Genomic DNA, 25,783 nt, shown 5'->3' with positions numbered 1-25,783 from the left:
CAGAAGGAGGCAGCAGTGGTTGAGCGCGACTCGGACATCGTGACATGGAGAGCTCTCACGCCTGATCATGCTGTCGCACTGGCCGATCTGATTGCATGCATTGAGCGTGTCGACGATCCTCCATACCGCACAAGCCTCGACGAAATTGTCGAGTTGCTGTCCAACATGTCCAAGTGGCGTGGCGTCATTGGCGAGCTCAATGAGACAGGCACGTATGTCGCATTCTCGATTATCACCACGCGTTTCGTGGGTGTGCCTGAGTGCGTGTGCCAGGGCGGCGTTCACCCGGATTTTCGCCGCCGAGGCATTGGCCGCTCGCTCATCGAATGGCAAACCCGCACCTCGACCGAGATACTCCGTGTCCTCGCGGAGCGCAAGGAATTACCGGACGATGAACCCGTGGGAGTTCATGTTCCGCACGTCGAAACCGGCATGGACACGCCTGACAGTGATGTCATCGGTCGTATCGTGACGCACGTGGATATGGGGCACGAGGAACTCGAGGAACACCTGCGTGAACTCGACTACCACTGGTCGAACACGTATTTTGAACTGCGCGCAGATTTGGAATCAGTGCCGCAGATGCCGGAGTTGAACGCCTACCTGCAGGTCGCCCCGTGGGATGACATGTGGGAGGACCCGGTTCGCCGTGCCGCTAACCGTCTGGCTGACCAGGAATGGGGGAGGCCCCCTCAGTCAATGGAGCAGTGGCTGATGGGGCGCACCGCGTTCGCGCCGCAGTGGTCGTTTGTCGCCCTCGACCGTTCAGGTGACCGCCCGCAGGTGGCGGGTTTCCTGTTGGCCTCGCGCTACGAACAGGACTGGGCGGCACTGGGATGGTCAGAAGGGTACATCGACCAGATGGGAGTGCTCGAAAAGTGGCGTAATGCCGGCGTTGTCGAGGCGTTGATCATTGCCTCCATGCGTGCGCAAAAAGACGACGACATGGATAAGACGGGAGCCGGACTGGGATCGGCTAACCACTCAGGAGCACTGGCCGTCTACGACGGGCTTGGTTTTCACGTGGTGGGCGAATCTCGGCTGTACGCCTTGGATGTCTAACCGATTGTTGCGATCGCGTGCTTGATGGGCTGGCCGGAGCCGTCGCGACGCTCATCAAGCTCGGGTAGGTCCGTGGGCTGACCGTTCGCTGAAGCTGCCCGAGGCGGGCGAGGCCCGACCCACGCAGTGTCCAGGCGTGCTTCTCCACGCAGGAAACGGTGCGCGCGAACGCCTTGCGTGCCGCGGCCCTTCATCGGGAAGACCTCAAAGGGGCTGACCTTGACGGTTGTCTGACCGGTGCCGGGCAGTGCGCCTTCAGCTCCCGCAACCGTGACCACGCACGCTTCACTCGGATCAGCAACGACCCATAAGCCGATCACCTCGGCATCTGCTGCCAGCTTGATGCCAGCAACACCACCGCCGGTTCGTCCCTGCGGACGTACCTTCGACGCATCGATGCGCAGCAAGTGAGCATCTGAGGTGACGAATGCGATTTCGTCTGAGTCGTCGCACACATCGAAGCCAACCAGGTGGTCGCCCTCGTCCAGCGAAATAACCTCCCACGAATCGCGTTGCAGCACGTCAGGGCGCAGACGCTTGACCACGCCGTGCGCCGTGCCCATCGCCATGATTGCGTCGCCGGTCGGATCGATCAACCCAACGGGCGTTTCCTCAGAGTGCACAAGCAGTCCGGCAGGTGTTGCCGCAGCGAAGGACAAGCCGGTGTCAAAGCGCGGCAGTCCGGGCAAGTCCACGACATCGATGCGGTGCGCAACACCATCGCTCATCACCACGGCCACCTGTGAGCGGGTGGTCGTCGGGATCTGCATCTTCCAGCCATCGAAACTGGCACGCGCGCCGCGTTCGAGCACGTCACCGCCCTCCACCCGGGCCAGTCCGCCAGTTGCCGTCAGCACCACCACGCACGGCTCGTCCGGTATCTCAAGAGCAGGGGCAGATGATGATCCACTCTGCGGAGCAGATGCAGCCAAAACGGTGTCGCCCTCGCCGGCCGATGCGAGCAGTAATGTGCGCCGAGGAGTGCTCAGGCGGGCGGACACTTCCTGCAGATCTGATTTGACCATGTCGCGCAGCAGCTCATCGGAGCCGAGGACTTCTTCGAGTTCAGCGATTTTCGCGCGCAAGTCATCACGCTCAGCTTCCAGTTCGATGCGCGAGAATTTCGTCAGGCGTCGCAGGCGCAATTCCAGAATGTAATTGGCCTGCGCTTCACTCAGATCAAAGGCCATCATGAGGCGCTGGCGCGCTGAGTCGACGTCGTCGGATGAACGGATAATGGCGATAACGTCATCAATATCGGCGATCGCGATCAGCAGGCCTTCAACCAGGTGCAGGCGCTCTTGCCATTTGTCCACGCGGAAGCGGCTGCGACGCGTGGTGACCTCGATGCGATGGTCGATAAAGACCTGCAGCATTGCCTTGAGCGACATTGTCTGAGGCTGCCCGTGTACCAGCGCGACGGCGTTGACAGCGAACGATTCCTCCAGGGGCGTGCGCTTGTACAGTTGCATGAGGACGGCCTCGGGGTTGAAACCATTTTTGATTTCAACGACCAGACGCAAGCCGTGGTGACGATCCGTGAGGTTTTGAACCGCGGAAATTCCCTTGAGTTTGCCAGAGGAAACGCTGTCCTTGATTTTCTCCATGACACGTTCAGGGCCGACCATGTAGGGCAGCTCCGTGATCACCAGTCCGCGCTTGCGGGCAGTGACACGTTCAATCGACACTTTCGCGCGGGTCTTAAAAGATCCGCGACCGGTCTCGTAGGCTTCGCGGATTCCGTCCAACCCTACGATGACGCCGCCTTCAGGCAAGTCCGGTCCGGGCACGTAGCGCATCAGGTCATCGACGGTGGCATCCGGATTGTCGAGCAGGTAGATGCACGCGGCAATAGCTTCACCCAGATTGTGCGGTGCAATGTTGGTCGCCATGCCGACGGCAATGCCGGACGAGCCATTGACAAGCAGCTGTGGGAAACCGGCGGGCAATACGTCCGGCTGCATGAACTGGTTGTCATAGTTGGGAACGAAGTCAACGGTGTCCTCGTCCAGGCCTGCCGTCAGATCCAGCGCGGCAGGAGCCAGGCGTGCTTCGGTGTATCGAGGGGCTGCCGGCCCGTCATCGAGTGAACCGAAGTTACCGTGACCATCGACGAGGGGAACCCGCAGGTTAAACGACTGCGCCAGACGCACCAGCGCGTCGTAGATAGCGGAATCTCCGTGCGGGTGGAGCTTACCCATCACTTCACCCACAACGCGCTGAGACTTGACATGGCCCTTGTCGGGCCGCAGTCCCATCTGTTCCATCTGGTACAGAATGCGTCGCTGGACGGGCTTGAGTCCGTCACGGGCATCAGGCAGTGCGCGCGCATAGATCACCGAGTACGCGTATTCGAGGAACGACCCCCGCATTTCTTCGGAGACATCAATCTCAGAGATGGATTCTTCAAAGTCCTCCAAACGAGGCGTGGTCGTGCGTCGCATGTTCGCATTGTGCCGCGAACCACCTGTGGAAAGACGCTTCCCACGCCGCAACAAGGCACAATTGGAGAATGGACACACACGCTTCAATCCGGCAGCACGGCTTCTATCCGTCCCTCGTGATACGCGCCTTGGATCGCATTCTCGGCGACGAAGAACCGCTGGCTATGGTGTCTCAGCTGGAGGCGGCGTTTGACCGTTCCAGCATGTTCCGCCACCTCACGGTTGCCGTTCTGACACCGACCACGTTGATCCAGATCCACGTTGACGAACTGGACCGGGGTGGCGCCATGACGAACACGATCATCACCCCGACCACTCGCATCCACGGAGCTTCACTCACTGAGGTTGTAACCGACGCGATCCATGATGGCGGCAGTCAGCTGAGCGAGCTGACCATGGCGATCAACTGCGGCAGTCAGCGTCGCGGTGAAGTGGAGCTCAACCAGTGCGATGACCCGCAGTGCACCGCTGACCACGGCTTCACCGTCCACACCTTCCCGGAGGATTTCTCGATGCGTTTTTCGGCCGCCGCTGATGGCGAGGCCGCCCTCGCCAATGCTGAACGATTCGTCGACGCGACGCTCCAGGTCATCAAGGGGAATCATGCGCATTAACGAGGGCGACCCGCACCTGCCTGGTCCGAGCGATCTGCGCATCACTGACGTCTTGGGCCGGTGGATCGACGGTGTGGGACGGTCGTATGAGCAGATGGTGGTGATCCTGGCTGATGGTCTGGGGGCGGTGCCGCTGGCGGATCACTTCGGCCATGCGAGCGTGCTGCGCGGATACCGCGATGAGATCGAGCAGGCTTTCACCACTGTTCCCTCGACAACAGCCGCAGCGATCACCTCATTCGCGACGGGAGCGCCCCCTGGCGCCACGCGTATGGTGGGATACTCGGTGGCGTATCGGGGCAGGGCAATGAATCTGCTGGCCTTCGAGAACGGACCGGATCCGACAGTCTGGCAGGAAGTACCCACCCATTTCGAGCGCCTGGCAGATCGCTCAGTGTCCTCAGCTGTGATTTCACCTCCGAGCTTTGCCGGCTCAGGTCTGACTCTGGCCGCGTTGCGCGGGGCGCGTCATGTGGGCGCGGTATCGATGCAGGAGCGCATTGACGCTGCAATGTGCGAACTGCAGGCAGGCACCCGCATCGTCTATTTCTACTGGTCAGATATCGACCACGAGGGCCACAGGCATGGCGTCAATTCCGAGCAGTGGCGCCGCGCGCTTGAAGAGTTCGATGCGGGTATCGGGCATCTGCTGACGCGCATTTCTCATATGCGTTCGGCCGATCGAATCGCCGTGATGCTCACCGCTGATCACGGAATGGTGGATGTGCACCCCGATGATCTGATCGACGTGGCGCACACGCCTGAATTGCGCGAGGGGGTCGAGCTGATCGCGGGTGAAACACGCTCGGTTCACCTGCACGCGCAGCCGGGTCGAGCCGCGGAAGTCCTCGCCCGGTGGGAGGAATATCTGGGTGAGCGTGCCTGGATCGTGCCGGCGGACGCGTTACCAGGCGTGATAGGTGAGGGGCCAGGCGTGCAGGTTGTCGGTGATGCGATGGTGATGTCGCGCGGCAGGTACGGCATTGTGGATTCTCGTGTGCAAAGTGAGGGCGCAATGGCGCTGATCGGGGTGCATGGGTCAATGACCGAGGCTGAAATGATGGTGCCGGTCGTGCGGCTCGCTTAGGATTTCGAGCCGAAAACGATCTCATCCCAACTGGGTACCGAGCGGCGACGCGTGTTTTTCTTTGGTGCTTCAGCCTTTGGCTCAAGGTCTTCCATGCCGGGAAGCGCCGAGGTTTGCGGCTCGTCGGGCTGTTCGGCGGTGGGCGTTGCCATCACGGAACTCCACAGATCCCGGGAGGTCCCCGGCGCCGTCGAGGGTGCCTCTTCGTCGGGTGTTTCGGTCACGATGTCATCATCGTGGGGGTCGATCACTCCGGTCTCCATCGGTTCAGGTTCTGTCGTGTGCGTGCGTGAGCGAGCCAGGGAGTAAATGCGCGCTGACAGTGAATCGCGCTGGACGCGCTCATCTGGATCCTCAGTGTCGTCACCTTCACCGTCGATCACAATTTCCTGACGCTTGCCGCGCTGAGCGTTGAGCTGGTCGAGCAGCTCGTCATTGACCGGCGTGGGAGCCGGCTCGTTGTCATCTTCGGGATGCAGGGGAGTGAAGACAGCAGAGACAGGGGAAGATGGAGTGGCGTTCTCGGTGAGCCACCGGGCTTCCTGATCGATTGCTTCCGCGCTGGATTCGGAATGATCCATGCGCCAATGTGCGGCGTGTTCGGCTGCGCCCTGAATGAACGTCACGAAGACTTCCCACGGGCCGTCCTGCTCACGCCTGGCTGACCAGATGATTGATTCGGGATCCACTCCGCGAGCCGCCAAGCGGTCGACAACGAGGTCACCCATCAGAGGTGAATCCTTTTCGCCACCCACATGCGATTCGCGTGCACGCTGAATGGCCCACGCTTTTTCTGCGTCGATCGGTGCTTCGAAACGCTCAATCAGCGCGATATCCGTATCGTATTCAGCGGCGATTTCTGATGCTGACATGCCTGAGCGCAGGAGTGCCTGAATGTCACGCGGACGCAGAGCCCTGGATTGGATGGGTTCAACTCGGGGGCGTCCACGGCGAACTGACGCGCGCAATTCGTCAGTGACTGCCACGCGGTAACGTTCACCGTCTGCGTCGGTGAAAATCAGCGATTCATTGTCACTGCCGACACCGAGCAGCTCAAGATCGATCATGAAAACCTCCCGAATACATCTGATTGAAATCGTCTCAAAGAAGAGTGAAGATCGGTGGCGCTTGGCGCGCGTGTCTAGTAAACGATCGGAATAAAACAGTGTCAGTATGGACGCCATAATGCGCAGAAGCGCAATGAGTGTTACTATCCCTGCGCTGAGCAAGATTTGACCCGCAGGCTGTGCGAGGAGGAGGAACCGTGGCAACTGACTACGATGCCCCACGTAAAAACGACGACGATGTGGCGGAAGATTCCATCGAAGAATTGAAGGCTCGCCGCAAGGACGCCGGTTCGAATGAGGTAGACGAGGACGAAAACGAGGCGGCGGAGAATTTTGAGCTGCCGGGCGCCGACCTGTCGAAAGAAGAACTGACTGTGCATGTGGTTCCTCGCCAGGATGATGAGTTCACGTGTACGAGCTGCTTCCTGGTCCATCACGCATCGCAGCTGGCTTATGTTGATGACAACGGTCAGCCTGTGTGCACGGAGTGTGCTGGGTAGCTATGGGCTGGTTGAAACGTCGACGTCGCGATGATGAAGAGCAGGTCGAACAGCACGCACACGACGAGTCACAGGACAAGCGGCAGGCCGGTGATGACGCGGAGATCTGGGATGAGCCAGGTCCGCGTTCAGCTGAGGATGTGGACGTCTCCCAAGGGTATGTCGACCTGGGTGCGCTGAAGATTCCGGCGATCAAGGGCATGCAGCTGCGCACGCAGCTGGCTGACGACAAGCGCACCGTGTTGCGCGTGTTGATCGTGCTGGGCAATTCGGGCCTGCAGATTTCAATCGCCGCCGCCCCGCGTTCCGGTGGAGTGTGGGACGAGGTGCGCGAAGAGATTCGTGAATCGCTGACATCCAACGGCGCCAGCGTGGAGGACGCTGAGACGCGCTATGGCGCCGAGCTGCTGGCTGACATGCCGGTGACCTTGCCGGATGGCTCAAAAGCGACGTCACGGATGCGCATCATTGGCCGTGAGGGTCCGCGCTGGTTTGCGCGCATTGATGTGTTGGGGCCTGCAGCTCAGTCAAGCGAAGCGGGCGAAGGAATTGAGAAGGTGATTGATCGCCTCGTGGTTGAGCGTGACGACCGTCCCCGCGCGCGCCTTGACCTGCTGCCGATGCATGTTCCTGACAATGCCGTTCAAGCGCCGATTGTGCCGCAATGAGTGACCCGAACGAGGTTTTCCCGAAGCGCTCGTGGTGGCAGAGATTGAGCGACGCGTGGCGTTTTTCGACCCCTGAAGCGACTGAGGCCGATGATGAGCAGCGCTCTCAGCGTTCGCGAGGCACTGTGCCGATCAAGGACGTGCGTCCGCGTGAAAAGGTGGTTATTTCGGGTGTTCTGAGATCGGTGACGCTGTATCCGCAGGAGGGTCCTGATCAGCTCGATGCGACGTTGTACGACGGGACCGGTTCAATCGTGATCAGGTGGCTGGGGCGGTGTGAGATCCCTGGCCTGCGCGTGGGGCACCACGTGGAAATCGAAGGAACTGTAGGTGTTGATCACGGAATCTACGTGATTTCTGACCCGCTGTACCGCCTGTTGGCTGGAGAACATTCGTGAGAGTTGTTGATTCGCTTCAGGACGAGGAATTTTCTGTCTGGTCGGCGTTGGGCGGCTGGCGGGGTATCGTTGAATCGGTCGCTCCGATCATCGTTTTTGTCGCGACGTATATCGCGACCCACGAACTGACGTGGCCGCTGATCGCCTCCGGTATTCTCGCGGGCCTCTTCGTCGTTGCACGCCTGGTGTCCGGTCAGCAGATCACCCAGGCACTGTCGGGTGCCATCGGCGTTGCACTGTCGTGCGTGTGGGTGGTGTTCTCCGGTCGAGGGCAGGATTTCTTCATCGTGGGTATCGTCACGGCAGCGGTTCTGAGTGTGGCGTTGCTCGTGTCGATCGTGCTCCGGCGTCCTGCGGTCGAACTTGTGTTGAACATGTTCTGGGAAAAAGGCGCAGTGCCGCGCCGTGTATGCACCACGCTCACGTGGGTGTGGTTCGCACTGTTCTTCATTCGCTTCGCAGTGCAGGTGCCACTGTGGTGGGTAGGCCAGATTGCTGGACTGGGGGTCGCGAAACTCGTACTTGGATTGCCGCTGTTCGCCGTGGCATGTTGGATTACGTGGATGACGCTGAGGCCCTTCGTCTCACTCGCGTCGGTGGAAGAACGTTCGACCGTTGACAACGGTGTAGATGAACCCCAGAGGTGAGTGCCACTCATAAACCCCCGTAGCGACCTGCTCAAGCCTCCAGTGGGCGTGTGTTTTCGCGCGGTGAACGCTTCGCGAGAGTGGACCGAGGTTGTCAAGGCGCGTCTGCCCGGATAGCCCATCTGGATCGAACGCCTGGGTATGGTCGATATCGCAGCTTCGCGAGCGAACATTCGAATACGGGAAGACTTCATAGGGTTCGCGCGTCTGGAGCGCCAGTCGCATATCGCCAGACGGATCATGGCGATCAATCGGCGTGAGAGCCCGCGGATCAAGAACGGGCCGGATCGTGACGCGAGAGTGAGCAAACATCTGCCGCAGCTGTTTCAGCCCGACACTGCCGTGCCCGTCAATCTGCGCGACGGGGGAGTCATCAACGTGGACGATCACAGTGGCAGCAGGCTGGAGTGAGCGCGAAGCGGATCCTTCGTCCAGAAGCCTGGCCGCGTAGTGCGGCGTTGCGAGGATACCCAACGCCTGTGAGCGTCGTTCATCGATGCTGAGTTCGTCAGCATCTGCGAGCAATCCAGCTAAACGCGTGATCGTATTGTCCAGTGCAATCGCGTCAGTCGCACTGAGTGTGGCATCGACATAGGCGATGGAACTGGATTCTTCATGCGTGATCTGAACGCGGCGCGTGGACTGCGCTCGCGCGCATTGCGCGTCGAATTCATCGGGATTTATACGGGCGATGAGGTTGTCAACATGTCGACAGATGCGCGCCTGAGACCAGGCAGCAATAGCCCCGAGGAAGCAGTCAATCTGACGGCAGTCAGCCTGACTGAGCAGCGTCGTGCGTTCAGCGACCGTCATCGCTTTCCACACGGGAACTTCTGCAGCGACAACTTGCTGCCACAGGCACGGCAGTCTAAAACTCAGGTCAAGTAAGGCTCCCATTTCATCGAGCATTTTGGCAGGAGACAGCCCTAACGCAGCAGATAGCTCAAGGTGTGCGAATTCGGCAATTCGAGGTACGCCCTCACCGGCTCGCTGCACCAGGTCCTGTTCGCCTTCAACAGCTTCACTCACGGCAAGAACAGCGCGGACAACCATCTGGGCACGCCGAGCCTGCGCCACACGCACCGCACGATCCGCGTCGCGGGCAGCGTTGACCAGCTCACGAGCCGTGGCCTCAGGAGTGTCACAATCTCCTGCACTTACCGCAATGTCGAACATGTGTTCGATTGTGGCAGTGGGCACGGGCATCTGCGTTCCATCCGCAGGCTCACAAGCAGCCCATGAAAGTGATGTACCTCACATTAAGCTGTGGTGGTTGGAGCATCAGCCTGTCCGGTCTCCGGCACAACGCCATTGACCAGCGTCCCCAAATGCTCCAAGTGTTTCCCGCGCTTTTCGGGCACCAGCATCAACAGTTCATCGCCTGACTCGAACACGTCGTCAGGTTGTGGATTCATAGGAATCTGGTCGCGCAGTAACGCCGCCAAGACCGTTCCTGCAGGGAAGTCAACCTGACCGATTCGCTCGCCCACCAGGGGCGAATCCTCCGGAAGGACAATCGCATACATTGCAACATTGGCCTTGTTGAACGTAAACAGCGGGATGGGAGCGCCCTCGGAAACAGCTTCCTCAACCAGGGCGGTCATGATGCGCGGCGTGGACACCGGCACGTCAACACCCCACGCCTCGTTGAAGAGCCATTCATTGCGCGGGTGATTAATACGGGCCACCACGCGCGGCACGCCGAACTCGGTCTTCGCGAGCAGGGAGATCACCAGGTTCGCCTTGTCGTCGCCCGTTGCGGCAACCAGGACGTCGGTTTCTCGCACTCCCGCGTCGGCGAGGACGTCCGGTGAGCACGCATCGGCCAGCACCCAGTCCGCATCAGCCACAGTTGCCACACGCATCTGGTCAGGATTGTGGTCGATCAGGGTGACCTCGTGGCCATGATCCAGAAGTTCGAGGGCGACGAAGCGTCCCACTGAGCCAGCACCGGCAATCACGATTTTCATCTAGTTCTCCAATTTCGGTGCAGAGGTGAGCACATTGCGCAGCGCAAGCGAATCTGTGCCTGACACGGCGAAAATCAGCTCATCATGTTCCTGAACGACGAGGTCGACGCGCGCAGGCTGGATCACGCCCAACCGAGACACAAAGGCGAGTCGCTCGCCGGTCAGTTCCTCAACGACTGGCAGCGGAACGGAGGTCCACGACGGGTCTGGGATAACGTTCACGAGCGACACCAAGCCGGTCGAGTGCGTCCAGGTCACGTGCGCATTTGGCGGCATCATCCAGCGCAGAACAGCCTCGGACGTGCGGCGAACCGCTGCTACCGTGGGGATGCCCAAGCGCTCATACACTGCGGCTCGCGAGGGGTCGTAGATGCGTGCGACCACGCGCTCAACATGGAAAGTCGTGCGAGCTACTCGGGCCGCAATGATGTTTGAATTGTCGCCATTGGAGACCGCGGCGAAAGCGTACGCATCCTTGATGCCCGCCTGACGCAGAGCATCGCGATCCATGCCGACGCCTGTCACACGCCGACCGGAAAAGTCGGATGACAGGCGTCTGAAAGCCTGAGCGTTCATATCAATGACGGCAACTGAATGGCCCTGTTCATCAAGTGTCGAGGCGATCGACGCGCCGACCCGGCCACATCCCATAATTACGAAATGCACAGGTTCAAAGGTACTCGGTTTTCCTGTCGAAAGGGTAGTAGGCTAGACCATCGTGTTGGAGGCTTTTTCTCGCGCCAAGCGCGTACTGATTGGGCGACCCATGCGTTCAGACGCCATGGGGCACCAGTTATTGCCCAAACGGATCGCATTGCCGATCTTCGCATCTGATGCGCTTTCATCCGTCGCTTACGCGCCAGATGAAGTTCTGCTTACCCTGGCAATCGCCGGAGGAGTTGCAGTAACCCAATCGGTGTGGGTGGGGCTGGCAGTGGCGGTAGTGCTGCTGGTCGTCGTGCTGTCCTACCGCCAGACCGTACACGCCTACCCGTCAGGCGGCGGAGACTATGAAGTCGTGACCAAGAACCTCGGACCGTCGTGGGGACTGGTCGTCGCATCGGCGTTGCTGGTGGACTACGTGCTGACGGTGGCGGTGTCGATCTCCTCAGGGGCGCACTACGTGACCACCGCAATCCCACAGCTGGCAGGCCAGGAAGTGCCGATCGCAGTGGCCGTTGTCATCGTGCTGTGCCTGTTGAATCTGCGCGGTATGCGCGAGGCAGGTTCAGCTTTCGCTATTCCGACATACATTTACATGGCTTCAATTGGTATTCTCATCGCGGTCGGCATGGTCAAACTGGTCACAGGCCACCTCGGTCAGGCTCCCTCGGCAATGTATGACCTTGTCCCGCAGGCCTCTCACGTATCGGGCCTGGTCGGACTGGGCGGAGCGCTGCTGGTGATGCGCGCATTTTCCTCGGGCTGCGCAGCGCTGACCGGAGTCGAAGCGATCTCCAACGGCGTGCCCTCATTCCAGCGCCCCAAGTCCCGCAACGCGGCGACAACTCTCGCGATGCTCGGCGGGATCGCTGCCACCATGCTGATTTCAATTCTCGTATTGGCGAAGGCGACCGGCGTGAGAATCGTGGAGGATCCGGCCACACAACTGAGTCTGAACGGGGCGCCAGCAGGCGATGTCAGGCTCGACCCGGTGATCGGCCAGTTGTCTTCAGCAGTATTCGGACACGGATCGATCCTGTTTTACCTGATCACGATTGTGACCGGATTGATTTTGGTGCTGGCAGCCAACACGGCGTTTAACGGTTTTCCAACCTTGGCCTCGGTACTGTCACGCGACTCGTTCCTGCCGCGTCAGCTGTACCGCCGTGGAGACCGGCTGACATTCTCAAACGGCATCGTTGCCTTGTCGGCCGCAGCAATCGTCCTGATCATCGCGTTTGATGCGCAGGTTACCCACCTGATCCAGCTCTACATCGTCGGCGTGTTCATCTCTTTCACGCTCAGCCAGGTGGGCATGATCCGCCACTGGAATGCGAAACTGCGCAATCCTCAGCGCGCCGACTCGCGGGCCTCCCTGCTGCGCTCGCGGCTGGTCAACATGATCGGATTCGTGCTGACGGGAACGGTGCTGATCGTCGTACTCGTGACGAAATTTACCCGCGGTGCGTGGATCACATTGCTGTTGATGGGGCTGGTGTTCCTGACTCAACGTGCCATTCGCCATCACTACGACACCGTTGCAACGCAGCTGCGCGTGGAGGACTACTCGACTCGGCGCGCACTTCCGTCGCGCGTGCACGCGTTAGTGCTGGTGTCGTCAATGAGCAGAGTGACGATGCGGGCAATTGCCACTGCCCGCGCGACGGCGCCCTCGTCACTGCAACTGGTGAGTGTGGTTGCCGACCAGGCTGAAGAAGAACGGATCATCCGGCAGTGGCGGGCCTCCGGTCTGCCGATCCCGCTGACGATTCTGTCAGCACCTTACCGGGATATCACGCAGGTCATCGTCCAGCACGTGCGTTCCCAGCGACGCCGGTCACCTCGCGAAATGGTGGTTGTGTACGTGCCGCAGTTCCTCGTGTCGCACTGGTGGGAAAATGTGCTGCACAATCAGACGGCACTGAGGTTGCGTCAGGCACTGCTGCGGATTCCGGGCGTAGTCCTCACTCTTGTACCATGGAAACTTGGGGAAGACAGCCAGGTGGAGGGTGAGCAGCCAATCAAACGCCAGCTGATTAACGACCCGTTCCGTTCACGTCAGAAAGGTCCTCATGACTCCGCCTCGTAATCGCGAAGAATTGACGCTCACGCTGGGAGAACCTGCACACGGTGGAGCATGCGTCGCCCGAGACAACGACGGTCGCGTCGTTTTCGTGCGACACGGGCTGCCCGGTGAGAAAGTCGTGGCACGTGTGAGTGCCACCCGCAAGCGCCTTGCATGGGCCAATGTAATCGAGGTGCTCGAGGCAAGCCCTGACCGTGTCGAGCCGGCATGGCCGCAGGCTGCTCGCGAAAAGATCGGTGGAGCCGAACTGTGTCATGTGCGTCCCGCAGCCCAGCGCACCTGGAAGGAAGACGTGCTGCGTGGACAGATCCGGCGCGTCGGGGGAGAGGGCCTGGCACAAGCCGTCGACTCGATCGGAGGCGTCCGCGTGCAGGCGTGCCCGGGCGATGAGGATCCGGACGACTTACTGCTGCACAGGCGAACACGCATCGAGCTGGTGGCTGACAAGGACGGTAGGCTGGGCATGTCGCGCTACCGGTCGAACCAGGTCGTTGCATTAGAGTCAATGCCGCTGGCCGTAGACGCACTATGCGAGATCGGCCTGTTTGACGGGAACGATTCGCGGTGGCTGACCGCGTGGGGGCCGCGTGATCGTGTGCGAGCGGTCGCCTCAACGGGCGGTGACATCGCCGTGGTGACGCCGTCGGGAACGTACGACGGGCAGGGCAAGCCACTGGACCGCGAAAAGTTGCGGTGGGTCGTGGAGCCCGATCCCGAACCGTTCAACGTCCGCCCCTCGGGCTTCTGGCAGACGCATGTACGCGGTGCGCAGGTCCTGTCCGATGCTGTACGCCGTCTGGCTGGCCAGGGCAGCGCGGCAATGGAACTGTATTCGGGGGCCGGATTATTCACACGCTCGCTTGCGGGCGCGTTCGGACGCGTCGTGTCGCTCGAGGGTGACGACGGTGCCGTGGAAGATGCCGCGCTGAACCTCGGGGGAGCGGCACATGTTGAAACGTTCATCGGGGATGTTGATCATCAGGGGATCCTCGATCTGTCCAACGAGCTGCAGTCACATGCCGATGTCGTGGTGATGGATCCGCCACGCTCGGGTGCGGGCGACGAGGTATGTCAGACGGTAGCCGCGCTTGGTTCGGAGCGAATTGTGCTCGTTTCATGCGATCCGGCGGCAGGTGCCCGTGACCTGCGGACTTTGACGGAGGGCGGATACCGCCTGACCTCCCTCGAAGCGTGGGACTTATTTCCGCACACTCACCATGTCGAATTTATCGCCGCGCTGGAGAAGGACTGAGTTTCTCGGCCCGGTGGCCGCAGACGGGTTTTTCGCGCGACACTGCGATTTCCTGCGTGCTCTGCGCGTGATTTTCGTGTTCTCCTTGCAGCGTCCCCGCCCTCTGATATCTTGATATCGAGACATTAGGGGGATCACATGGCTTTGCAAGGCAGTTTCGATGCACGCTCCACGCTCACAGTGGATGATTCGACGTACACCATCTACCGCCTCGATGCGGTGGACGGATTTGACCGGCTTCCATACTCACTGAAGATCCTGGCTGAAAACCTTCTGCGCAACGAAGACGGTGTCAACATCACCGCCGACCAGATCAAGGCGCTGGCCAGCTGGGACCCAAAAGCACAACCCAGCACTGAAATCCAATTCACCCCTGCGCGCGTTGTCATGCAGGACTTCACCGGCGTTCCCTGCGTCGTCGACCTGGCCACCATGCGTGAAGCAGTGGAGGAGCTGGGCGGCGACCCCTCGAAAATCAATCCGCTGGCGCCAGCGGAAATGGTTATTGACCACTCCGTGCAGATCGACGTGTACGGCACGCCGGAGGCGTTCGAAGCCAACCAGGACAAGGAATACGAACGCAACCGTGAGCGCTACCAGTTCCTGCGCTGGGGACAGGGAGCCTTTGAAAACTTCCGCGTCGTCCCACCGGGCACCGGTATCGTCCACCAGGTCAACATCGAATACCTCGCGCGCACCGTGTTCACACGCCAGGACGGCGAAGACACGCTCGCCTACCCGGATACCTGCGTCGGCACCGATTCCCACACCACGATGGTCAACGGTCTGGGCGTGCTCGGCTGGGGTGTCGGTGGTATTGAAGCCGAGGCAGCCATGCTCGGCCAGCCAGTTTCCATGCTGATCCCCCGCGTCGTCGGTTTCAAACTCTCCGGCGAGATCCCCTCCGGCGCGACCGCGACGGACGTCGTCCTCACCATCACGCAGATGCTGCGTGAACACGGCGTGGTCGGCAAGTTCGTTGAATTCTACGGCCAGGGTGTCTCCGCTGTGCCGTTGGCAAACCGAGCCACCATCGGCAACATGTCGCCCGAATTCGGCTCAACCGCCGCGATCTTCCCGATCGATGACGTCACCGTTGACTACCTGCGGCTGACTGGACGCAGCGAAGAAACGCTCAAACTGGTCGAAGCGTACGCCAAGGAACAGGGGCTGTGGCACGACCCCTCGCGCGAGGCAGAATACTCCGAGTACCTGGAACTCGACCTGTCCACAGTGGTGCCTTCCATTGCCGGCCCGAAGCGTCCGCAGGACCGCATCGAACTGAGCGCCGCCAAGGAATCATTCCGCGCCACGCTGCCGAACTATGTCAGCGAACACGAACAGCACTCCGCTTCAGAACTCGATGAGGCACTGGCTTCCACCTTCCCTGCATCAGATCCGGTCGATCCGGACGCCCTCGACCATGAAGACGATGACGAACCACGTATCGCTTCGACAATCGACGACCGACCGCACCACATCGTCGATGTCACGTTGGCGGACGGGACGGAAACGAAACTGGATCACGGTGACGTGGCGATCGCCTCGATCACTTCATGTACCAACACGTCCAACCCGGCGGTCATGATCGCGGCCGGTCTGCTGGCACGCAACGCAGTTAAGCGTGGACTGCACTCCAAGCCGTGGGTGAAAACCTCACTGGCCCCCGGTTCACAGGTCGTCACAGGGTACTTCGAAAAGGCCGGACTGTGGGGGGACCTCAACGCACTCGGGTTCAACCTGGTGGGCTATGGGTGCACCACGTGTATCGGCAACTCCGGCCCGCTGCCGGACGAAATCAGCAAGGCCGTCAATGACAATGACCTGGCTGTTGTGTCCGTGCTGTCGGGTAATCGCAACTTCGAAGGTCGCATCAATCCCGACGTTAAGATGAACTACCTGGCATCCCCGCCGCTGGTCATCGCCTACGCGCTGGCCGGTACGATGGATTTCGATTTTGAGACTGAAGCGCTGGGGCAGGACCAGGACGGCAAGGACGTGTTCCTGCGTGACATCTGGCCTGATGCGGCAGAGGTGGATGACACAATCAACTCGTGTATCGACCGCTCCCTGTTCGAGCAGGACTATGCGGACGTGTTTGCTGGTGACCACCGCTGGCAGGGTCTCGATACTCCCGAGGGTGATACGTTTGAATGGGACGAAGATTCCACCTACGTGCGCAAACCACCGTACTTTGACGGAATGACTCTGGAGACCGCTCCGGTTGAGGATATTCACGGTGCGCGAGTGCTGCTCAAGCTGGGCGATTCGGTGACAACGGATCACATTTCGCCGGCTGGCTCCTTCAAGCCGGATACGCCGGCAGGCAAGTACCTGATTGAGCGGGGAGTGGAACGCTCGCAGTTCAACTCCTACGGGTCGCGTCGCGGTAATCACGAAGTCATGATCCGAGGCACATTCGCAAATATTCGTATCCGAAACGAGATGGTGCCCGGCGTGGAGGGCGGATTTACCCGCGACTTCACGAAGGACGATGCGCCGACCGTGCCGGTATTTGATGCGGCGATGAGCTACAGCGAAGCAGGTGTGCCACTGGTGGTTCTGGGCGGAAAGGAATACGGATCAGGCTCCTCACGTGACTGGGCAGCCAAGGGAACAGTGCTGCTGGGCGTACGCGCGGTGATCACCGAATCATTCGAACGCATCCACCGTTCGAACCTGATCGGCATGGGCGTGCTGCCGTTGCAGTTCCCTGAAGGCGAAGATCGTAATTCCCTGGGTCTGGACGGTACGGAAGTAGTCGATATCACCGGCATTGACGCGCTCAATGATGGGTCGATCCCGAAGACAGTGCATGTCAGTGCCACCCGCGAGGGTGCGGACCCCATCGAGTTCGATGCGGTCGTGCGGATTGACACGCCTGGAGAGGCTGCCTACTACCGTAATGGCGGCATTCTGCAGTATGTGTTGCGTCAGCTTGCCCAGCAGTAGAGGCTTCTACTGTCCGGGCGGATACCGGTGAGACAGTGCGACGATCGTGGCGCCAAGCTCCGAATCGAGTGGCCACGAGCGCGCACACTCACGGGCCGCATCGCGCAGGAGAATATGCGCCTGATCCGGGTCGGTGCCCACGCACACTGAAGCCTGAGTGAGAAGCTCACGCACCTTCGGGTCGTGCGCGGCTTCACGGGCAACGACTTGCAACGCGTGCGCTGTCAGCGGATTGACCGGCCGATGTCGGGTGGGGTGCAGCAGAGGGATGCGGCCATTGCGGATACGGCGCTCCAGTTCGCGCATGTATGCGACGAATGTTTCATCCATCATGCCGGTTGCATGCCACGTGACGCGCCGACCATGCACATCCGTCACAGTGACACAGGTTGAAGTCTGTGCCGGGCGGATTGAAATCGTCACGATGTCAAGCAGCTCAACTGTGCGCGTGCCGCGCATGGATCGCACAGCGAGGTAATCGGGCGTCAGATAGAGCCTGCGCGGAACTTCAACGATGAGCAGAGCCAGTCCCAGCACGCTCAAACCCAGCGCCACGGCGATGATCGCGACGCGTGGCTGAGTGGTGAGTTCCCGCCACAGAGCCCACGCACCAATCAGCACCATCGCGCCGTAGCACGCGATCAGTTCCAGCGGCGCGTACAGGGTGAGTGGAAGCGTGGTTGCACGCAGACGTGCCACATGATGACGCCACAACGCAGCACAGATACACGCGATGAGGAACGCGATCGGTATCACAATGGCCCACGCTGGCATAGGAGCAGTCTACCCGCTAGCTACGACGACGAGGATGACGCTCACGCCACCGCGAACCGAAAGAGGATTCGATACGTGCGTCGAGCGCCCGCCGTTGATCGCGATACATACGGTCAACCAGGTCGCGCCCGCTGATCCAGCCGACCATGTGGGCGGGCGCACCCTGCCCGTCGTCATGCAAGACGGGAATCCCCTCGACGCCACTGGATGTCAGCACGCGCATGACCGTGGACGGCAGATCCGTGTCAACCACGTACACATGTCGCAACGGCAGAGCTTCCAACGCGGTGTCATGCTCGACCCCTTCTTCACGCCAGGAGGCAATATCCAGGGCGCTGACAACACCGGACACCACGCCGTCCGCATCGACCACGGGGAGTGCCTGGGCGTGCGCTTCGCGCATGCGGGACACCGCGCGCATGATGGTGTCTGATGGGCTAAGAGTGGCAGGAGCTGGCTGCATGAGCGCCCCGGCCGGGTTGACACCCAGCAAAGTGTGGGACACGGGATCATCGAGGATATCGCCACGCCTGCGCAGCTTTTCCGTGTAGATCGTGGAGCGTGTCAGGAACCGTGAGCATCCTGTTGCGATCACGACGGCCAGCATCATGGGAAGAATCAGCGAGTACTGGTCCGTCATCTCCACGATGATCAGAACCGCTGTCATGGGTGCACGCGCAGCCCCAGCAAAGGCAGCACCCATGCCGATTACTCCGAACACCGCTATGGACGAATCAGTGAGCGGATCAATCAGATGTCCGATCGCGCTGCCGACCATTGCACCAATGAACAGCGTCGGAGCGAACACGCCGCCCGAACCGCCCATTCCGATCGTGAAGGACGTGAAAATCATGCGACCCACAGCCAGCGCAAGCAGCGTGGCGATGGGCAGTGCGCCATGAAGAGCCTCGAGCTGGATCGGGTAGCCCGAACCGTACATGGCGGGGAAGAAAAACAGGCCAATGCCCAGCACGACTGACATGAGAGCTGCGCGAGACCACTGCGGAAACGCGATAACTGCCGTGAGACGTTCCCACCCCCAGTCGAGCCAGTCTTCCATCGCATACAACAATTTGGAAAAGGCCAGCCCGCACAGGCCGGCAATCAGGCCGACGAGGGCGGCCCACCCTATGTCAGTCAAGGAAGCCAGGTCCACGCTGTAGTTCAGGTCAACCAGGGGCGCTGACCCCTGAAGTGCGCGGGCAACGATCGATGCCATGACAGACGATATGACGACGTAGCCGAATGTCTCTGCGGTAAAGCGCACCAAAATCACTTCGAGCGCAAAGATCGCACCAGCCAGCGGAGCATGGAATGTGGCGGCAATACCGCCGGCAGCACCGCAGGAGGCGAGCACCACGACGCGTGTGGTGGGAAGACGCACCCACGATGCGATCGTGGATCCCAGGGACGCACCGACCTGAACGATCGGGCCTTCACGGCCAGCCGACCCGCCGCCACCGATTGTCAGGGCGGAGGAGACCAATTTGACCACCGCGACGCGGCCAGGAATCTTGCCGCCCCTTCGGCGCACCGCCAGCATGACCTCAGGGATGCCGTGTCCTTTGGCCGTGGGGGCCCATCGCCAGATCATCGGCCCATACATGAGTGCTGACACGACGGGGACGGCAATGATCAGGATGTGTGTCCACGCCGGCCACCCGTGGGGTGCTCCGCCTGTTACCGAATAGTCCGCAGCGCCGGTGGTGGCGCGCATCCACACGGCGATCAGCCAGTTGAAGATGACGGCTGCCAGTCCCACCACTGCGCCGACAATGCCGGCTACTACCGCGAACGCTGAACGGTGATCAGTGACGATTGCACTGATCGCTCTACGCACGCGGCTCATAGAGTGGTGACGCTGATCTCAGCCGCACCATCAGCGTGAAAACCCCACACTGTCGCGTAGAAACCCAGCTCACTCGCCCAGGCCTTCGCAATGCTGGCAGCAGTACGCAGCGAGTGCCCTTCGCCATCGAATTCGACGAGGGCGACCGGTCGATCCAGTTCGCGAAGCGCATCGTAAATGCTGCGTGACTGTGAAGGCAGCACGATCGTGTCCTCTGTGCCCTGCAAAAGCAGGAGCGGTGCGTGAATGTCCTGGACGTGGCAAATCGGAGAGCGCTCCGTCCACACGGGATCGTCCAAGTTGTCCGAGCCCAGAAGCGTGTAGAAGTAGTGGGACTCAAATTTGTGGGTTTCCTGCGCCATGCGATGCAGGTCAGACACACCTGAGGAGGATGTCCCAGCCGTAAACACGTCGGTTGTCGCCAGAGCTGACAGGGCGGTGAAACCGCCGGCGGAATGGCCGCGAATCGCGACTCGTGCGGGATCAACGAGGCCCTGATCAATCAGGTAGCGCGCCCCGTCAGCACAGTCCATGACATCGATGACGCCCCACTGGCCGTTGAGCGCCTCACGGTATTCGCGTCCTGATCCGGTGGATCCGCGATAATTCACGTCCAGGAATGCGAAGCCGCGAGTCGTCCAGAACTGTCGGGCAATGGACAGGCCGGGGCGAGCTGACGAGGTCGGCCCGCCATGAGCGGACACGATCAGTGGCGGAAGTTCGCCGTCAGGTGCGGTGAAGTCGGGATTGACCGGCGCGTAGTAGAAGCCGTCTGCCTCATTGCCGTCGCTGGTCGTCCAGCGCACGGTCTGTGCAGTTGAAATCATCTCCTCAGCGATCTCAGCTTCCGAGGACGGGCGCAGCACGTGCGCGTGCGAATCGGTGATCTCGACGATGGCTGGCGCGTGCGTAGGGGAGTCGGCCAGGAAAACGACGCGCCCCTCGTCGGAAGCGACGTTACCGATGGGCCACCATCCGGTTTCCCATTCTTCCAGCAGGCCATTGTCCAGTCGCACGCTGCCGACGTGCCACGTGTGATCCTGCGACCAGGAGCAGATCAGGTGCTCATGATCCAGGTTGTCGTAGGAGTGCAGGCCCAGTTCCCAGTGGGGGTGTGAGAACGCGCGCTGACCGGGATGCAGGACACGTGTACGCAGGCGATCCGTCCACGCGTGGGCATCCTCGTCCTCGTGCCATTCGAAGCCTTCAGTGCGGTACAGGTTTGCCCATCCTGAGGAATCATCCACGTGGATCAGGTCGCCGCGCAGAGTCCAGCGAGGCTCATAGACGCAGACACCTTCTCGGTCCACCAGCGTGACGTGGGTATCGATGTCACCCTCGAACGTGAGGGCGCCAACGTGCAGGACGGACTGAGTCCACGGCATGTGCGGGTGGTTCCATGACAGCCACGCCAGCTTCGACCCATCCGGGGAGAGCGTGGGTGCCGAGCAGAAGTCGGTGCCGGAAAAGACGGTGCGAATAGGCTTCGGATCGCGCGCCGCGGAGCCGTCCAGAGGGATCGCCACCATCGTGTTGACCGGTTCACCCTGTCCCGTGTGGTCCTCACATACGGCGTAGACCAGGGAGCGAACCTCGTCAATCTCAAAGTCGCCGTAGCGCTTCTTTTCCATCGGGGTCAGTGCCGTCAGGCCAACGGTGGGTGCAGACATGTCGAACAGGTAGACACGGTCATCAAAGCCGTCGGAGAAAACGAGGATGTTCTCGTGGACGGCGTAGGCGCGGCCACCGTAACCGTGGACACGGGTGCGCACATCGGGCAGGCGCACACCGTCAATCATGGGCAGGAGCTCCATCGTCTGACCCATGCCGTTACGTCGTAATAGAACGTTGCGCCCATTATCGGTAGGATGGCCTTCTACCCAATACGTGTCGGCGCCATCGATGCGTACTTGAGAAAGCGTCACGAATCGAGCCGTGAATGACTCGCCCGTGATCGGGGATTCCCACTGGCCGTACGACTTCACTGAGGGGGACATGTGCAACCTCTGTCAACTCGGATATGCGCGTCTGTCGCGTATATCAATCCTAGCTGGAACCAACGGACTTTGAGAGGACCATTAGACTCGTAACTATGGTTCTTCCAGACAGTGCCGACGAGTTGCCGATTTTGTCGCATATCGACGGGCCTGACGACGTTCAGCATCTGACCACGTCGCAGGCCGTTGACTTGGCTGACGAAATCAGGCGTTACCTCATTGCGTCCGTGTCACGTACGGGCGGGCATATGGGACCCAACCTGGGTGTGGTGGAGCTGACGATTGCGCTGCACCGTATCTTCAACTCACCTACCGACTCAATAATCTTCGACACAGGTCACCAGGCCTACGTCCATAAGCTCCTGACAGGGCGCAAAGACTTTTCACATCTGCGCGAGGCGGGGGGACTGTCCGGATACCCCTCGCGCGCCGAATCAGAGCACGACATCGTGGAAAATTCCCACGCCTCGACAGCACTGTCGTGGGCTGACGGCATTTCGCGCGAAAAGACACGCACCGGGAATTCATCCTGGACAGTGGCAGTCATCGGGGACGGGGCGCTCACCGGCGGTATGGCATGGGAAGCACTGAACAACATCGCTGAGCAACCTCACCGCAACATCGTCATCGTGGTGAACGACAATGGCCGCTCCTATGCTCCTACCATTGGCGGTATGGCGCACCATCTGGATGCGCTGCGCACCTCGGAGCAATATGAGCGCGCCTTGTCATGGACGAAGAAAACACTGCTGGGAATGGGGGAGCCTGGGCGTGCTGCCTTCGAAGCGCTGCACGGACTGAAAGTGGGAATCAAGGACGTGTTGGCGCCACAGGTCATGTTCGAGGATCTGGGGCTGAAGTATTTGGGACCGATCGACGGGCATGACATCGTTGCGATGGAAACCGCGTTGACGCGGGCGCGCAGCCTGCACCAGGCCGTCATTGTCCACGCCATCACGCAGAAGGGGCGCGGATACCGACCGGCGGAAAAAGACATCGCAGACCGCTTCCATGCGGTCGGCAAAATCCACCCGGAAACGGGCCTGCCGATCAAACCCGCGCGCTTTGGGTGGACCAGCGTCTTTGCCGACGAAATCGTGAAGATCGCCCGCGAACGTGAAGATGTTGTCGGCATTACTGCAGCGATGAAACTGCCGGTGGGACTGGGCCCGCTGTCAGATGAATTCCCCGACCGCGTCATCGACGTCGGCATTTCTGAACAGCATGCCGTCACCAGCGCAGCCGGAATGGCCTTCATGGGTGCACACCCCGTTGTCGCGTTGTACGCCACGTTCCTGAACCGCGCGTTCGACCAGGTCCTCATGGACGTGGCACTGCACCATGCGGGCGTGACCTTCATCCTTGACCGTGCCGGCATCACCGGAGCGGATGGGCCCTCGCACAACGGCATGTGGGATATCGCATTGTTGTCGATCGTGCCGGGACTGCAGATAGCGACCCCTCGTGACGAGGAAACTCTGCGGGCAGCGCTGCGTCGCGCCATTGACATTGCTGATGCTCCCACCGTGGTGCGTTACCCGAAAGGCCCGCTGCCGCAGCCGATCCCTGCGCTGCGCAGCGTCGGCCCGGTCGACATTGTGCACGAGGGAGGCGACGGAGAAACGAAAATCCTGATCGTCGCCCTGGGCGCCATGGTCGCCCAGGCGATTGACGCCTCGAAGCAATTGGCCTCAGATGCGACGGTATGCGTTGCTGCCCCGACGTGGATTCAGCCCGTACCCGATGAACTGGTGGCGATGAGCCGCGACTATGACCTGGTTGTCACCGTGGAAGACGGCGTCGTGCGAGGAGGCTTCGGATGGGCATTGTCGCAGGACACAGATGTGCCGGTGATTCCGATGGGGATTCCCGATGAGTTCCTCGCGCACGACTCGCGCGCTCACATTCAGCACGAGATCGGCCTGGACGCTGCCGGCATCGTGCGTAGCGTGCGCGACTACCTCAAAGCGTCGAACAGACACTGAGATACCAGCTCACGCTGCCAGGCGCGTGCGCCGCCCTCGTCCAATCGCTGATCGAGCGCCTCGGGGGTGAGCGGCTTGAGGGGAGCCCAGCACACGAAACGCTGCACGCGCGGCTCCAGGACAACTTCGGGTGCCAGCCCGAGCTGTTCGGCAACACCGGCGACCGCTTCACGAACCGCGAGCAGACGCTCATGTGCGTGTTCGTCGAGACGCTGCCACAGGCGCGCTTCCGGAATCGTGCCGGCAGGATGTGTAACGCGTTTGGGCGGCAGCTGGTCTTCTGGCATGCGCCTGGCGCGTTCAATCGCATCGAGGAAGTCCGTCGTATATGGACGGGTGACGGGAGAGCGGAAAGAATCCAGTGAGCGCAGCTGGCGACGATTGGTCGGTGGACGCTGAGCGGCTTTCAGCAGGTCAGAATTGCGGACAACGCGCGTGCGTTCCAGGTCTTTGTCGCGGGCGATCTCTTCACGCGTGAGCCACAGTTCGCGGGCAACGGCCAGCGCTCGACGGGAGCGCAGTTTGCCCAGGCCTTTGATACCGCGCCAGTGATGCGTCTTCGGAGTCGGAGCAGGGGCGTGCAGCACGTGGGCGAATTCCTCCTGTGCCCACTCCCAGCGATCCATGTCGTGCAGCGTGATCGAGAGCCGCCGGTACAGTTCTGTCAGAAATTCCACGTCCAGTGCGGCATAGCGCAGCCAGTCGGTGGGCAGCGGTCGCACCGACCAGTCGGATGCCTGATGGTCCTTGGCTAATGAAAATCCCAGTACCTGTTCACACACGGCTGCCAGACCGAAACGTTGCAATCCGATGAGGCGTGCCGCAACTTCGGTGTCAAACAGGTCAGTGGTGTGCAGGTTCAGGTCACGCAGATTGGTCAGATCCTGGCTGGCGTCGTGCAGGATCCACGTGGCATCCAGTGCCGGTGCCAGGGCTGACAGGTCAGGCAGCGCATGCGTATCAATCAGGTACGTTCCGACATCTTCGCGCCGGATCTGCACCAGGTAGGCGTTCGTCGTATAGCGGAAGCCATGGGCGCGTTCCACATCGAGGGCGACCGGCTGGCTGGAGGCTCCCAACTCAGCGGCAACCCGCTCAAGGGCGTCTGTGGTGTCAATGACTGAGGGAACGCCGTCGCGCAAACGCCTGACAGTGGGGGGATCGTCCGTGTTCCCGCGCGGCAGGCCGCCGGGATTATCAACGAGCATCCGTATTCAAAACCTCATGTAGAAACTGATCTGACTCAACGCCGGCAACGTGGCACAACAGGGAATTCCAGGCTACAAGGTGTTCGCCCAGATATGGAGTCGACGGAGTCCACGAGGCCCGCAGTTCGACGTACAAGGTGGATCCGCGCAACGTGAGACCCCCGAAAGATTCGGAAACTTCCCGCGTCACGGTGCCGGTCATGTCATGATACCCAGCGCCCGCATCTTCGAGGCAGTCGTGCGCCCAGTTCCACAGGCCTTCACCGATCATAGGGTCGTTACCCATTTCGGGGTCGATCTGGGCGCGAAGCTGAGCGACAAGGCGGAACTGTCCGTTCCAGCCGGCTTGCGTGTCCGGGTCGAACAGGATGACGAATCGGCCTGATCCCAAGGATTGATCGTGCGCGCGGTGCACGGTTCGCATGGCAAGCGCAGCGGTCCACGGAGCCAGCTTGCTTGGACCGGGCACCTCTTCAATCTCCACATGAGGATTGATCGGTGCGTCACGAAGCGACATTAAAGCTGTGACAAACGCCTCAGGAAGTTGTTCCTCACCCACC

The 25,783-nt window shown here is 60.8% G+C and carries 21 protein-coding genes; 11 read left to right on the top strand and 10 right to left on the bottom strand.

Annotated elements, in window-relative coordinates; all coding sequences use genetic code 11:
* Positions 1 to 15: 15 nt before the first annotated feature.
* A complete protein-coding gene (locus AC1EJ1_RS04085) occupies positions 16 to 1,062 on the top strand; it encodes a GNAT family N-acetyltransferase (RefSeq protein ID WP_070726565.1) in 1,047 nt (348 codons plus the stop codon).
* Here the strand turns inward: AC1EJ1_RS04085 and AC1EJ1_RS04080 are convergent.
* Entirely contained in the window at positions 1,059 to 3,506 is a 2,448-nt protein-coding gene (locus AC1EJ1_RS04080) for a DNA gyrase/topoisomerase IV subunit A (protein ID WP_285014249.1), read from the bottom strand. The genes AC1EJ1_RS04085 and AC1EJ1_RS04080 overlap by 4 nt on opposite strands.
* A gap of 68 nt (positions 3,507 to 3,574) precedes the next feature.
* Here AC1EJ1_RS04080 and AC1EJ1_RS04075 point away from each other — a divergent pair, with 68 nt between their 5' ends.
* A complete protein-coding gene (locus tag AC1EJ1_RS04075; protein ID WP_285014247.1) occupies positions 3,575 to 4,120 on the top strand; it encodes a DUF5998 family protein in 546 nt (181 codons plus the stop codon).
* Positions 4,110 to 5,207 carry an alkaline phosphatase family protein gene (locus tag AC1EJ1_RS04070; protein WP_285014245.1) on the top strand — a complete coding sequence of 366 codons (1,098 nt, stop codon included), beginning with the start codon at positions 4,110 to 4,112 and terminating at the stop codon, positions 5,205 to 5,207. Before AC1EJ1_RS04075 ends, AC1EJ1_RS04070 begins: the two co-directional genes overlap by 11 nt.
* On the opposite strand, the gene sepH is transcribed toward AC1EJ1_RS04070, so the two are convergent.
* Positions 5,204 to 6,274, bottom strand: coding sequence for a septation protein SepH (gene sepH / locus AC1EJ1_RS04065; protein ID WP_285014243.1), 1,071 nt, complete (start codon positions 6,272 to 6,274; stop codon positions 5,204 to 5,206). The genes AC1EJ1_RS04070 and sepH overlap by 4 nt on opposite strands.
* 197 nt (positions 6,275 to 6,471) lie before the next feature.
* Here sepH and AC1EJ1_RS04060 point away from each other — a divergent pair, with 197 nt between their 5' ends.
* The 4 genes from AC1EJ1_RS04060 to AC1EJ1_RS04045 are packed head-to-tail and all read left to right on the top strand — an operon-like array spanning position 6,472 to position 8,487.
* The gene (locus AC1EJ1_RS04060) at positions 6,472 to 6,774 is read left to right on the top strand and encodes a DUF4193 domain-containing protein (RefSeq protein WP_070726767.1); all 303 of its coding nucleotides are present in this window, start codon (positions 6,472 to 6,474) and stop codon (positions 6,772 to 6,774) included.
* A 2-nt stretch (positions 6,775 to 6,776) separates the two neighbouring features.
* Positions 6,777 to 7,442 carry a DUF3710 domain-containing protein gene (locus tag AC1EJ1_RS04055; protein WP_285014242.1) on the top strand — a complete coding sequence of 222 codons (666 nt, stop codon included), beginning with the start codon at positions 6,777 to 6,779 and terminating at the stop codon, positions 7,440 to 7,442.
* Positions 7,439 to 7,840, top strand: a complete 402-nt coding sequence (locus tag AC1EJ1_RS04050; RefSeq protein WP_285014240.1) for a DNA-binding protein — start codon at positions 7,439 to 7,441, stop codon at positions 7,838 to 7,840. The genes AC1EJ1_RS04055 and AC1EJ1_RS04050 overlap by 4 nt, the downstream gene beginning before the upstream one ends.
* Complete coding sequence (locus AC1EJ1_RS04045) at positions 7,837 to 8,487, top strand: DUF3159 domain-containing protein (protein WP_285014237.1); 651 nt, start codon at positions 7,837 to 7,839, stop codon at positions 8,485 to 8,487. Before AC1EJ1_RS04050 ends, AC1EJ1_RS04045 begins: the two co-directional genes overlap by 4 nt.
* On the opposite strand, the gene AC1EJ1_RS04040 is transcribed toward AC1EJ1_RS04045, so the two are convergent.
* From AC1EJ1_RS04040 to AC1EJ1_RS04030, 3 genes are read right to left on the bottom strand one after another with little or no spacing between them, the layout of a single operon-like run.
* Positions 8,425 to 9,693, bottom strand: a complete 1,269-nt coding sequence (locus AC1EJ1_RS04040) for a 13E12 repeat family protein (RefSeq protein WP_285014234.1) — start codon at positions 9,691 to 9,693, stop codon at positions 8,425 to 8,427. The genes AC1EJ1_RS04045 and AC1EJ1_RS04040 overlap by 63 nt on opposite strands.
* 53 nt (positions 9,694 to 9,746) lie before the next feature.
* The gene (locus AC1EJ1_RS04035) at positions 9,747 to 10,457 is read right to left on the bottom strand and encodes a potassium channel family protein (protein WP_285014232.1); all 711 of its coding nucleotides are present in this window, start codon (positions 10,455 to 10,457) and stop codon (positions 9,747 to 9,749) included.
* Positions 10,458 to 11,108 carry a potassium channel family protein gene (locus AC1EJ1_RS04030; protein ID WP_285014327.1) on the bottom strand — a complete coding sequence of 217 codons (651 nt, stop codon included), beginning with the start codon at positions 11,106 to 11,108 and terminating at the stop codon, positions 10,458 to 10,460.
* A gap of 115 nt (positions 11,109 to 11,223) precedes the next feature.
* Between AC1EJ1_RS04030 and AC1EJ1_RS04025 the strand changes: the two genes are divergently transcribed.
* The 3 genes from AC1EJ1_RS04025 (at position 11,224) to AC1EJ1_RS04015 (ending at position 17,410) form a co-directional block, all read left to right on the top strand.
* Complete coding sequence (locus tag AC1EJ1_RS04025) at positions 11,224 to 13,209, top strand: APC family permease (protein WP_285014325.1); 1,986 nt, start codon at positions 11,224 to 11,226, stop codon at positions 13,207 to 13,209.
* Complete coding sequence (locus tag AC1EJ1_RS04020; RefSeq protein WP_285014230.1) at positions 13,193 to 14,458, top strand: class I SAM-dependent RNA methyltransferase; 1,266 nt, start codon at positions 13,193 to 13,195, stop codon at positions 14,456 to 14,458. Before AC1EJ1_RS04025 ends, AC1EJ1_RS04020 begins: the two co-directional genes overlap by 17 nt.
* 138 nt (positions 14,459 to 14,596) lie before the next feature.
* Positions 14,597 to 17,410, top strand: coding sequence for an aconitate hydratase (locus tag AC1EJ1_RS04015; protein WP_285014228.1), 2,814 nt, complete (start codon positions 14,597 to 14,599; stop codon positions 17,408 to 17,410).
* A 6-nt stretch (positions 17,411 to 17,416) separates the two neighbouring features.
* Here the strand turns inward: AC1EJ1_RS04015 and AC1EJ1_RS04010 are convergent, their stop codons facing one another.
* From AC1EJ1_RS04010 to AC1EJ1_RS04000, 3 genes are read right to left on the bottom strand one after another with little or no spacing between them, the layout of a single operon-like run.
* The gene (locus tag AC1EJ1_RS04010; RefSeq protein WP_285014226.1) at positions 17,417 to 18,184 is read right to left on the bottom strand and encodes a hypothetical protein; all 768 of its coding nucleotides are present in this window, start codon (positions 18,182 to 18,184) and stop codon (positions 17,417 to 17,419) included.
* A gap of 16 nt (positions 18,185 to 18,200) precedes the next feature.
* The gene (locus tag AC1EJ1_RS04005) at positions 18,201 to 20,033 is read right to left on the bottom strand and encodes a chloride channel protein (protein ID WP_285014224.1); all 1,833 of its coding nucleotides are present in this window, start codon (positions 20,031 to 20,033) and stop codon (positions 18,201 to 18,203) included.
* Entirely contained in the window at positions 20,030 to 22,030 is a 2,001-nt protein-coding gene (locus AC1EJ1_RS04000; RefSeq protein ID WP_285014222.1) for an alpha/beta hydrolase family protein, read from the bottom strand. The genes AC1EJ1_RS04005 and AC1EJ1_RS04000 overlap by 4 nt, the downstream gene beginning before the upstream one ends.
* A 95-nt stretch (positions 22,031 to 22,125) precedes the next feature.
* Here AC1EJ1_RS04000 and dxs point away from each other — a divergent pair, with 95 nt between their 5' ends.
* Positions 22,126 to 24,015, top strand: coding sequence for a 1-deoxy-D-xylulose-5-phosphate synthase (gene dxs, locus AC1EJ1_RS03995; RefSeq protein WP_285014220.1), 1,890 nt, complete (start codon positions 22,126 to 22,128; stop codon positions 24,013 to 24,015).
* Here dxs and AC1EJ1_RS03990 read toward each other — a convergent pair.
* Together AC1EJ1_RS03990 and AC1EJ1_RS03985 are read right to left on the bottom strand one after the other, a co-directional pair.
* Positions 23,988 to 25,223: a ribonuclease D gene (locus AC1EJ1_RS03990; RefSeq protein WP_285014218.1), complete on the bottom strand. Its 1,236-nt coding sequence runs from the start codon at positions 25,221 to 25,223 to the stop codon at positions 23,988 to 23,990. The two genes, dxs and AC1EJ1_RS03990, sit on opposite strands and share 28 nt — an antisense overlap.
* Complete coding sequence (locus tag AC1EJ1_RS03985) at positions 25,213 to 25,782, bottom strand: DUF3000 domain-containing protein (RefSeq protein ID WP_285014216.1); 570 nt, start codon at positions 25,780 to 25,782, stop codon at positions 25,213 to 25,215. The genes AC1EJ1_RS03990 and AC1EJ1_RS03985 overlap by 11 nt, the downstream gene beginning before the upstream one ends.
* Position 25,783: the final 1 nt, after the last annotated feature.

It is taken from the genome of Pauljensenia sp. C0170B4 (assembly GCF_056590235.1).
Note: the sequence above shows the minus strand (reverse complement) of the source record. Positions and strands in the feature narration are given on the sequence as shown.